Origin of the sequence: Variovorax sp. LjRoot84 (assembly GCF_964254305.1) — a bacterium.
Classification (GTDB): Bacteria; Pseudomonadota; Gammaproteobacteria; order Burkholderiales; family Burkholderiaceae_C; genus Variovorax.
In genome coordinates, this window is record NZ_CAXUTE020000001.1 from 432,310 (window position 1) to 442,182 (window position 9,873).

The window sequence follows — 9,873 nt, forward strand, 5'->3', positions numbered from 1 at the left end:
CGTGTCCCTCACTGGATGGGCCGAGCTCCTGGCCGGCGGCTTGATCACGGGCGGCATCTATGCGCTGGTCGCGATCGGCCTGAACCTGCAGTACGGCCTGATGCGCATCATGAACATCTCGCACGGCGAGTTCCTGATGCTCGGCGCCTTCCTGACCTGGTGGGCGCACACCGCCTGGGGCATCTCGCCGCTGGTGTTCCTGCCGGTCGCCTTCGTGGTGCTGATGGGGATCGGCATGGCGGTGCACCGGCTGTGCTTTCGCCAGGTCGCGGCGCGCGCGCCCAGCGTCGAAGTGTTCGAGGCGCGCAGCCTGATGGTCGGCTTCGGCCTGATGTTCTTCGTGCAGAACACGGCGCTCCTGATCTGGGGCGGCGACCTGCGCGGCTACGACTACCTGGCCGAGCCCGTGCAGGTGGCGGACATGCGTTTCACCGTCAACAAGCTGGTGCTCTTCGGCATCGCGCTCGCCCTGAGCCTCGTGCTCATCGCGCTGCTCAGGCTCACCTTGCTGGGCAAGGCCGTGCGCGCGCTGATGCAGTCGCCCGTCGGCGCGCAGCTGGTGGGCATCAACACGAAGCGGCTGCATCCGCTGATGTTCGGCATCGGCCTCGGGCTCTCGGGCGTGGCCGGCGCACTGCTGTCGATGACCTACGAGATCTCGCCCTCGATGGGCGAGCCCTACACCGTGACCGCGCTGATCGTCATCACGCTCGGCGGCTTCGGCAGCATCGCGGGCAGCCTGGTCGGCGGCCTGCTGCTGGGGGTGGTCGAGGCGCTGGGCATGCACTTCACGAGCCCCTCGTTCAAGATGCTGCTGTCCTATGCGGTGTTCATCGGCGTCCTGATCTGGCGCCCCAACGGATTGTTCTCGCGATGAAGGCCGTGCTCGCCAACAGGCCCTGGCTGTGGCTCTCCATCGGGCTGCTGCTCGCGGCCGGCGTGCCGTGGGTGGCTTCGGACTTCGTGAGCGCGGTCGCGCTGAGCTGCCTCATGTACATCGCGCTCGCCTGCAGCTGGTCGCTGTTCTGCGGCGCGACGCGCTACCTGTCGCTGGCGACCTCCGCCTTCTTCGGGCTCGGCGCGTACGCCAGCGCGACGCTGCTGGGCGTGCTGCCCTGGCCGCTCGTGATCCTCTGCGGCGCTGTGGTCGCCAGCGTGGTCGCGGTGGCGATGGGTGCGGCCGTGCTGCACCTGCGCGGCACCTACTTCGCGGTGCTGACCTTCGGCATGACCGAGCTGATCCGCCATGCCGTCACCTTCGTCGAGAAGCAGGTCTCGGGCACCGTGGGCCGCGTGCTGACGGTGGTGCCCTCGAACGAGACGGTGTACCTCACGGTGCTCGCGATCGCCGGCGCCGCGATCGCGGCGGCGATCCTCGTCAAGCGCAGCCGCTTCGGGCTCGCGCTCGCGGGCATCGGCGCCGACGAGCAGCGTGCGCAGACGCTGGGCGTGGACACGCGGCGCATCAAGATCGCGGGCTTTGCGCTCACCGCCGCCTTCGCGGGCGCGGCCGGCGCCGCGATGGCGGTGCGCTGGACCTACATCGAACCGGCCGCTGTGTTCAGTCCCTTCATCGGTTTCCAGACCGTGCTGATCGCGCTGATCGGCGGCGCAGCCAGCATCGGCGGGCCGATCGTCGCGGCGATCGTCTTCAGCCTGCTGGCCGAGACACTGCGGCTGCAACTGCCCTACGGCTACATGATGGTGCTGGGGCTTCTGCTGATCCTGTGCGTGATGTACCTGCCCAACGGCCTCGCGACGCTGTGGCAAAGGCAGCGCCATGAATGACGCGGTGATCCCGTTGCTCGAAGCCCGCGAGCTCACCGTGCGCTTCGGTGGACTGACGGCCGTCGACGCGGTCAGCGCGCGGCTGCATGCGGGCGAGCTGGTCGGCATCATCGGGCCCAACGGCGCGGGCAAGACCACTTTTTTCAATGCCATCTCGGGTGTCATCGCGCCGACCTCCGGCAAGCTGCTGGTGCAGGGCACCGTCGATCTCACCGGCCGCGGCCCGCACCACTACGCGGCGCACGGCATCGCGCGCACCTTCCAGACGCCGCGCGTGATGGCCGAGATGACGCTGGCCGACAACGTGCGCTTCGGCATGCAGTTCGCGGGGCGCCATCGCACGCCGCTCGCAGGTTTGAAGAGCGAGGGCGACATTCTCGACATGCTGGGCCTCGGCGCGCTGGCCGGTCGCATGGCGGCGGACGTCACGCCCTCGCAACAGCGCCTGCTCGAGATCGGCATGGCGCTCGGCACGCGGCCGCGCGTGCTGCTGCTCGACGAGGTGGCGGCAGGCCTGACCGAAGCCGAGGTCGATGCGATGGCGCGGCGCATCCGCAGCCTGCGCGACGCGCATGGGCTCACCGTCGTCTGGATCGAGCATGCGGTGACCACGCTGCTGCGCTACGTCGAGCGCGTGCTGGTCCTGCACCAGGGCCGCAAGATCGCCGATGGATCGCCGGCCGACGTGGTGCGCAATGCCGAAGTGGTCGAGGCCTATCTGGGCGACGAGATGGAGGCGCAGTGAGCGCCGCCGGGCCGTCCCAAGGCGCGAAGGCCTCCTCGGGGGGCAGCGAGGACACGCGAGTGCCGAGCGTGGGGACGGCATGCACCGCTGAACTGCGCGTGCGTGGGCTGGCGGCCGGCTACCACGGCTTCCAGGTCATCCAGGGCCTCGATCTCGATGTGCTGCCCGGGATCACCGTCGTGCTGGGCCCCAACGGCGCCGGCAAGACCACGCTGCTCAAGGCGCTCGCCGGGCTGCTGCCGCGCGCGGGCGAAGTTCTGCTCGACGGCGCGGCGCTGCCTTCGAACGATGCCACGACCTGCGTGCGCCAGGGCCTCGCGCTGGTCGCCGAAGGCCGGCAGCTCTTCCCGCAGATGAGCGTGACCGAGAACCTCGAACTCGGTGCCTGGCTCGCGCCCGCGCGGCTGCGCAGCGAGCGCCTGGCGCGTGCCTTCGAGGACTTCCCGCGCCTCGCGGAGCGCGCCACGCAGCTGGCCGGCACCATGAGCGGCGGCGAGCAGCAGATGGTGGCGGTGGCGCGCGCGATGATGAGCGGCCCGCGCCTGCTGATGCTCGACGAGCCCTCGCTCGGCCTCGCGCCGCGCATGGTCGACGAGCTGCTGGCCATCGTGCGCCGCATCGCGGCCCAGGGCGTGACGGTGCTGATGGTCGAGCAGAACGTGCGCAAGGCGCTCATGGCCGCCGACCGCGGCTACGTGCTCGAACGCGGCCGCGTCGTCGCTTCGGGCGACGCGAAGACGCTGCTCGACTCCGACGTGATCCGCCAGGCCTACCTCGGCGTGGCCTGAACCCCTTTCCCCTTCTGGAGGACCTTCGCATGACCGTCACCATTTCCATGCTCGTCGATGGCGAGCGCCGCTCGGCCGCGAGCGGCGCCACTTTCGAGCGCCGCAATCCGCTGGACGACAGCGTCGCCACCGTCGCGCCCGCGGCCACGCCCGCCGATGCGATCGTCGCGGTCGATGCCGCGGCGCAGGCCTTTGCAAGCTGGTCGCAGACCGGCCCCGGCGAGCGTCGCGCATTGCTGCTGAAGGCCGCGCAGGCGCTCGAGGCGCGCACCGATGCCTTCGTGCAGGCCATGGCGCGCGAGACCGGCGCCTCGGCGATGTGGGCCGGCTTCAATGTCCATCTCGCGGCCGGCATCCTGGTCGAGGCCGCCGCATTGACCACGCAGATCGGCGGCGAGGTCATTCCCTCGGACGTACCGGGCAGCCTGGCGATGGGCGTGCGGCAGGCGGCCGGCGTGGTGATCGGCATCGCGCCGTGGAACGCGCCGGTGATTCTCGGCGTGCGCGCCATCGCGACGCCGCTGGCCTGCGGCAACACGGTGGTGCTGAAGGGCTCGGAGCTGTGCCCGCAGACGCATGCGCTGATCGTCGAGGCGCTCAACGAGGCCGCCCTGCCGCCGGGCGTGCTGAACTTCATCACCAACGCGCCGGCCGATGCGGGCGCCGTGGTCGAGGCCATGGTCGCGCATCCGGCGGTGCGCCGCGTCAACTTCACCGGGTCGACCAAGGTCGGCCGGATCATCGCGCAGACCTGTGCCAAATACCTGAAGCCGGCGGTGCTCGAACTCGGCGGCAAGGCGCCGCTGGTGGTGCTGGACGATGCCGACATCGATGCGGCGGTGAACGCGGCCGCCTTCGGCGCTTTCGCCAACTCGGGCCAGATCTGCATGTCGACCGAACGCATCGTGGTCGACGCGGCCGTCGCCGACGAATTCGTCGCCAAGTTCGCGGCCAAGGCGCAGAGCCTGCCGCTGGGCGATCCGCGCGAGGGGCCGGTGGTGCTCGGCTCGGTTGTCGACAAGAGCACGGTGGCGCGCTGCAACGCGCTCATCGACGACGCGCTCGCCAAGGGCGCCACGCTGGTGTGCGGCGGCCGCGCCGACAGCACGCTGATGCCGGCCACGGTGCTCGACCATGTGACGCGCGAGATGCAGATCTACCGCGAGGAATCCTTCGGGCCGGTGAAGGCGGTCGTGCGCGTGCGCGGCGTCGAGGAGGCGGTCGCCACCGCCAACGACAACGAGTTCGGCCTCTCATCGGCCGTGTTCGGGCGCGACGTCGCGCGGGCCTGGAACGTGGCGCGCCGCATCGAGGCCGGGATCTGCCATGTGAACGGGCCCACCGTGCACGACGAGGCGCAGATGCCCTTCGGCGGCGTCAAGGCCTCGGGCTACGGGCGCTTCGGCGGCAAGGCCGGCGTGGAGGCTTTCACCGAGCTGCGCTGGCTCACGGTGCAGACCACGCCGCGGCACTACCCGTTCTAGGCTACGCGTCGTGTCGCCTGCGCTACCGGCCTGCGCGGGGGGCGGGGCTACGATGCGCTCCCGCAGACAAGCAGCAGGAGACACGCCCATGAGCAGCAGCACCCTCACCAACCGCCAGGTCCGCCTCGCCAAGCGCCCCGAAGGCCAGGCCACCCGCGACAACTGGCAGTTCACGACCGAGCCGGTCAGCGAACCGGCCGAAGGCGGCGTCCTCGTCAAGACCCTGTCGCTCTCGCTCGACCCCGCGATGCGCGGCTGGATGAACGAGGGAAAGAGCTACATCCCGCCGGTCGAGATCGGCGCCGTCATGCGCGCCGGCGGCATCGGCCGCGTGACGGCCTCGCGCAACCCGGCCTTCGCGGTCGGCGACACGGTCTACGGCACGCTCGGCGTGCAGGAATACATCCTGATTCCGCAGGAGGACATCAAGCGCAACGGGCTCACCAAGATCGACCTGCGTGCGGGTTCGATCAACCAGTGGCTCAACGTGCTCGGCATGCCGGGCATGACCGGTTACTTCGGCCTGATGGACATCGGCCAACCGAAGCCGGGCGAGACGGTCGTCGTCTCGGGCGCCGCCGGCGCGGTCGGCCAGACGGTCGGCCAGCTCGCGAAGATCAAGGGCTGCCGCGCGGTCGGCATCGCCGGTGGCCAGGAGAAATGCGACTGGGTGGTGAAGGAGCTCGGCTTCGATGCCTGCATCGACTACAAGGCCGGCCCCTCGGCCGTGCGCGACGGCCTGAAGGCCCATTGCCCCAAGGGCATCGACATCTACTTTGACAACGTCGGCGGCGAGATCCTCGACGCCGCGCTGGCGCGGCTCGCGCGGGGCGCGCGCATCATCATCTGCGGCGCGATCAGCCAGTACAACAACGCCAACAGCGCACCCGCGCAAGGCCCGAAGAACTACCTCAGCCTGCTGGTGAACCGGGCGCGCATGCAGGGCATGGTCGTCTTCGACTATGCCGATCGCTACCACGAGGCGGTGGCCGAGATGGCGGTCTACCTGAAGGACGGCCGCATGAAGAGCCGCGAGGACGTGGTCGAAGGCATCGACACTTTCCCGGAAGCGTTGACGCGCCTGTTCACCGGACAGAACTTCGGCAAGCTGGTGCTCAAGGTCGCAGAGTAAATGGCCCCCACGCTCTGTCACTGCGTGTGCTCGCTGCCCCCCGAGGGGGCCGCAGCCCGCCTTGGGGCGGCCCGGCGCCGGGCTGAGCTCAGCGGGCGCGCGACCCCATCACCGCCGCGGAGATGATCAGGGCGGCCGCGAGCGCGATGCTCCAGCTCAGCGGCCGCGCCGTGACCATCATCAGCAGCGCTGTCGAGGCGAGCGGCGTGATGTAGCTCAGGATGCCGATCTGGCGCACGTCGCCGCGCTTGAGCGCCATGTCCCAGAGGAAGAAGGCCGCGCCCAGCGGGCCGAGGCCGCACAGCGCGACCAGCAGCCAGTCGCGCGAAGTGAGCGCCGCCGCCGGCTCCAGCAGGGCGTGGCACAAGAGCGAAAGCGCGCCCGACACCAGGCCGAAGAGCCCGATGGCCGCGGTCGGGAACGCGGGCACGCGCCGCGTCCACAGCGAATAGCTGGCCCAGATGAAGGCCGAGCCCAGGGCCGGCGCAAAGCCCCAGTAGGCGCTGCCCGCCGAGCCCGCGCCGGCGCCGCGCGTGCCGAGGATGGCGATGGCGGCGCCCGCGAAGCCCAGCAGGGCCGCGATCACATGCAGCGGCCGCAGCCACACGCCCGGCAGCAGCGCCGGCGCCAGCACGACCATGAAGAGCGGCCACAGGTAGTTGACCAGGTTGGCTTCGACCGGCGGCGCGTGGCGCAGCGCGATGAAGAGCAGAAAGTGGAAGCCGAACAGCCCGTAGACGCCCAGCGCCAGCGTGCGCGCCGGCACCGCCCAGGCCTGGCGCTTGCGCAGCACGGCGGGCCAGCTCATGACGCTGCCGATCATCAGCGCGAGCCCGGTCAGGAGGAAGGGCGGCAGGTGCGCCAGCGAAGTGCCGAGCGAGGCGAGGGTGCCCCAGAGGGCGATGGCGGCGAGTGCGTACAGCGTGGCGGACATGCGCCCGAGCTTAAGCGGCAGGCTCGTCGCACAACGACGGCTCGTCGTCGAGCAATGACGGTGTTTCAGCTCTTTCGCAGGGCGGCAGTGAGCGCCGAAGGCGAACGGTAGCCCGTGCGGCGCGCGGTCTCCGCGACGCTCATGCCGCCGCTGCGCAGCTGCCGCGCTTGCAGCAGGCGCTGGCTTCGCAGCCATTGCATCGCACCCATGCCTTGCTCGTCGCGGCAGCGCTGGGCGAACTGGCTCGGGCTCAGGCACGCGACCGCCGCGAGGTCGGCGACGCTCAAGGGCCGGTGCCAGCGCGCCTGCGCCCATGCGGCGAGGGCCGGCCAGTCGATGGCGCGCCGGCGGCCGTTCGGCACCACGGGCCCCCAGGCCTCCAGCAGCAGCGCCGGCGCATGGTGCAGCGCGGCCGCGGGCGGCGAAACCTGCGTCACGCACAGCGCCAGGTAGCGCGCCAGGGAGAGCAACTGCGGTGTCATCGGCGAGCGTCCCGCGCACTGCGCCCACAGGTCCTGCGTGGTGTCGAGCACGAGGCAGCGGCTGCCGGCGCGCGATTCGAAGTCGTGCCGGTCGCCGGGTGTCACCACCCAGCCCTCGCCCGCGCCGATGCGTCGGCCGCGTCCCTCGATCTCCAGGTCCAGCACGCCATCGAGCCCGACCAACACCTGGAAATGGTCGTGCGCATGGCTGCCGCGCGAGGCGCCGTAGCGCCGCAGCGAAAGACCGTGCGGAGGCGACGAGGACGTGCTGTTGAACTGCATGGGAGGGCGCCGATTGTCCTCCCGTTCAGCCGGCCGAGCGCTGCAGCCGCATGGTGAGCGAGAAGCGGTCCGCCGGATGGACGGTGACCGTGACGTCGATCGTCTCGCCGCCGGCATCGAGGTAGCGGCGCACGATCTGCATGGCCGCCGAGCCGGTTTCCACGCCCAACTGCCGTGCCATCGCCGCGGGCACTTCCAGTGCCTGCAGCTGCTGCACGATCTCGACCACGCGCCGGCCGTACTGCTGCTCGATCAAGGTGCTGACCAGCGTCTCCGGCGAATCGCGAACCCGCTCCACCAGGTCGGCGTAGGCCGGGTCCATGTACAGGTCGGTCCAGCAGATCGGCAGCTCGGGCTGCTCTTCGTCCATCCGCAGGCTGGAGATGCGCAGCCACGCCGTTCCTTCCGCGCAGCCGAGCAGGCGCGCCAAGGCGCCCTTGGCCTCGACCGTCTCGACCTCGCGCACCACCCGCACGTGCGTCGCTCCGAACTGCACCACGTCCTCGACCGAGGCGAGCGACTGCTGGAAGCCGACCTGCGGCGTTGCCGACTCCACGCGCGTGCCGACGTTCTTGCGACGCGACACCAGGCCCAGTTGCTGCAGTTCCTGCAACGCGGCGCGCACCGTGTGCCGGCTGGTCTTGTAGTGGTCGCGCAGCTCCAGTTCGGTCGGCAGCAGCGTGCCTACGGGGTAGTGGCCCGAAGTGATGCCTTCCTTGAGGTGTCGCGCGATATCGGAGAAGCGGGGCTTGTTCATCGTGGGCGTGATTCTGAGGCTCAGGGTTAACACCGAGTTGCGATTATGTTCGGACATATTAAAGTTCAATATGTCCGAACATATCAAGGTCCACATGTCCTCTTCATCCATGCCGATGGCCAGCACCGTCGTCGATTCGATCCTGTTCCGCGACGCCTTCGGCACCGCGAAGATGCGCTCGCTCTTCTCCGACCGCGCATTGATCCAGCGCTACATCGATGCCGAGGTCGCGCTCGCGAAGGCCGAGGCACGCGTCGGCGTGATCCCGCAGGAGGCGGCCGAAACGATCGCGCGCGAATCCACCATCGAGCGCATCGACTTCGACCACATGCGCGAGGAGACCGACATCGTCGGCTACCCGATCCTGCCGCTGGTGCATCAACTGGTGGCAATGTGCGGCGAGGCCGGCCGCTATGTGCACTGGGGCGCGACCACGCAGGACATCATGGACACCGCGGTGGCGCTGCAGGTGCGCGATGCGCTCGACAGCATCGACGCCGACATTCGCGAATTGCGCGCCATCCTGGCCGGGCTCGCGAAGAAGCACCGCGACACGCCGATGGCCGGCCGCACCCACCTGCAGCAGGCCCTGCCCGTGACCTTCGGCTACAAGGTCGCGATCTGGCTCGCGATGTTCGATCGCCACCAGCAGCGCCTGGCCGAGCTGCGCCCGCGCGTCGCGCTGGTCGAGTTCGCCGGCGCCGCGGGCACGCTGGCCTCGCTCGGTGACAAGGGTTTCGAAGTCCAGCAGGCGATGGCCGAAGAGCTCGGCCTGGGCGTGCCCGCCACCACCTGGCATGTGGCACGCGACGGCTTCGCCGAGGCAGTGAACCTGCTGGCGCTCGTGACCGGCTCGCTCGGCAAGATCGCGCTCGACATCATGATCATGGCCTCGACCGAGTTCGCCGAGGTCTACGAGCCCTTCGTCAAGGGACGCGGCGCCAGCAGCACGATGCCGCAGAAGCGCAACCCGATCTCCAGCGAACTGATGCTGGCCGCATCGAAAGCGGTGCGGCAGCACGCCGGGCTGATGGTCGATGCGATGGTGCAGGACTTCGAGCGCGCCACCGGTCCATGGCATGCCGAGTGGATCGCGATCCCCGAGAGCTTCATCCTCACGGCGGGTGCGCTGCACCAGGCCAAGTTCGCGCTCGGCGGCCTGGTCGTCGATGCCGAGCGCATGAAGCACAACCTCGGCATCAGCCGCGGCCTGATCGTGGCCGAGGCGGTGATGATGGGCCTCGCGCCCCGCACCGGCCGCCAGCAGGCGCATGACCTCGTCTACGACGCCTGCCGCACGGTGAACGAGAAGGGCGGCACGCTGGCCGAGGCGCTGGCCGCGCTGCCCGAAGTCACGAAGCACCTCGACCGCGCCGCGATCGACCGCCTGACCGACCCCGCCAACTACCTCGGCCTCGCGCCGCAGATAGTGGACCGCGCGCTTGCGCTGTCGGCGAAGGCGCAGCACTGAATTCTCCCGA

Annotated in this window: 10 protein-coding genes; 7 read left to right on the plus strand and 3 right to left on the minus strand. The window is 70.0% G+C overall.

Annotated elements, in window-relative coordinates:
* The first annotated feature begins 1 nt into the window (after position 1).
* From ACSQ9I_RS02275 to ACSQ9I_RS02300, 6 genes are all read left to right on the plus strand, one after another.
* Positions 2 to 877, plus strand: a complete 876-nt coding sequence (locus tag ACSQ9I_RS02275; protein WP_436302530.1) for a branched-chain amino acid ABC transporter permease — start codon at positions 2 to 4, stop codon at positions 875 to 877.
* A complete protein-coding gene (locus ACSQ9I_RS02280; protein ID WP_436312132.1) occupies positions 874 to 1,788 on the plus strand; it encodes a branched-chain amino acid ABC transporter permease in 915 nt (304 codons plus the stop codon). Before ACSQ9I_RS02275 ends, ACSQ9I_RS02280 begins: the two co-directional genes overlap by 4 nt.
* On the plus strand, positions 1,781 to 2,533 hold the full coding sequence (locus ACSQ9I_RS02285) for an ABC transporter ATP-binding protein (protein WP_093104812.1): 753 nt from the start codon (positions 1,781 to 1,783) through the stop codon (positions 2,531 to 2,533). Before ACSQ9I_RS02280 ends, ACSQ9I_RS02285 begins: the two co-directional genes overlap by 8 nt.
* A 68-nt stretch (positions 2,534 to 2,601) precedes the next feature.
* Positions 2,602 to 3,321: an ABC transporter ATP-binding protein gene (locus ACSQ9I_RS02290; RefSeq protein ID WP_436315696.1), complete on the plus strand. Its 720-nt coding sequence runs from the start codon at positions 2,602 to 2,604 to the stop codon at positions 3,319 to 3,321.
* A gap of 29 nt (positions 3,322 to 3,350) precedes the next feature.
* Positions 3,351 to 4,805, plus strand: a complete 1,455-nt coding sequence (locus ACSQ9I_RS02295) for an aldehyde dehydrogenase (protein ID WP_436312133.1) — start codon at positions 3,351 to 3,353, stop codon at positions 4,803 to 4,805.
* Positions 4,806 to 4,893: 88 nt separating this feature from the next.
* Positions 4,894 to 5,937: an NADP-dependent oxidoreductase gene (locus ACSQ9I_RS02300; protein WP_436312134.1), complete on the plus strand. Its 1,044-nt coding sequence runs from the start codon at positions 4,894 to 4,896 to the stop codon at positions 5,935 to 5,937.
* Between the two features lie 88 nt (positions 5,938 to 6,025).
* Here ACSQ9I_RS02300 and ACSQ9I_RS02305 read toward each other — a convergent pair whose 3' ends face one another.
* From ACSQ9I_RS02305 to ACSQ9I_RS02315, 3 genes are all read right to left on the minus strand, one after another.
* Positions 6,026 to 6,871: a DMT family transporter gene (locus tag ACSQ9I_RS02305; protein ID WP_436312135.1), complete on the minus strand. Its 846-nt coding sequence runs from the start codon at positions 6,869 to 6,871 to the stop codon at positions 6,026 to 6,028.
* Positions 6,872 to 6,936: 65 nt separating this feature from the next.
* Positions 6,937 to 7,635 carry an AraC family transcriptional regulator gene (locus ACSQ9I_RS02310; protein ID WP_436312136.1) on the minus strand — a complete coding sequence of 233 codons (699 nt, stop codon included), beginning with the start codon at positions 7,633 to 7,635 and terminating at the stop codon, positions 6,937 to 6,939.
* 25 nt (positions 7,636 to 7,660) lie between these two features.
* A complete protein-coding gene (locus tag ACSQ9I_RS02315; RefSeq protein ID WP_436312137.1) occupies positions 7,661 to 8,392 on the minus strand; it encodes a GntR family transcriptional regulator in 732 nt (243 codons plus the stop codon).
* A gap of 94 nt (positions 8,393 to 8,486) precedes the next feature.
* Here ACSQ9I_RS02315 and pcaB point away from each other — a divergent pair, with 94 nt between their 5' ends.
* Positions 8,487 to 9,863 (plus strand): 3-carboxy-cis,cis-muconate cycloisomerase, encoded by a 1,377-nt coding sequence (pcaB, locus tag ACSQ9I_RS02320; RefSeq protein ID WP_436312138.1) that lies wholly within the window; start codon positions 8,487 to 8,489, stop codon positions 9,861 to 9,863.
* The last annotated feature ends 10 nt before the right edge of the window (positions 9,864 to 9,873 follow it).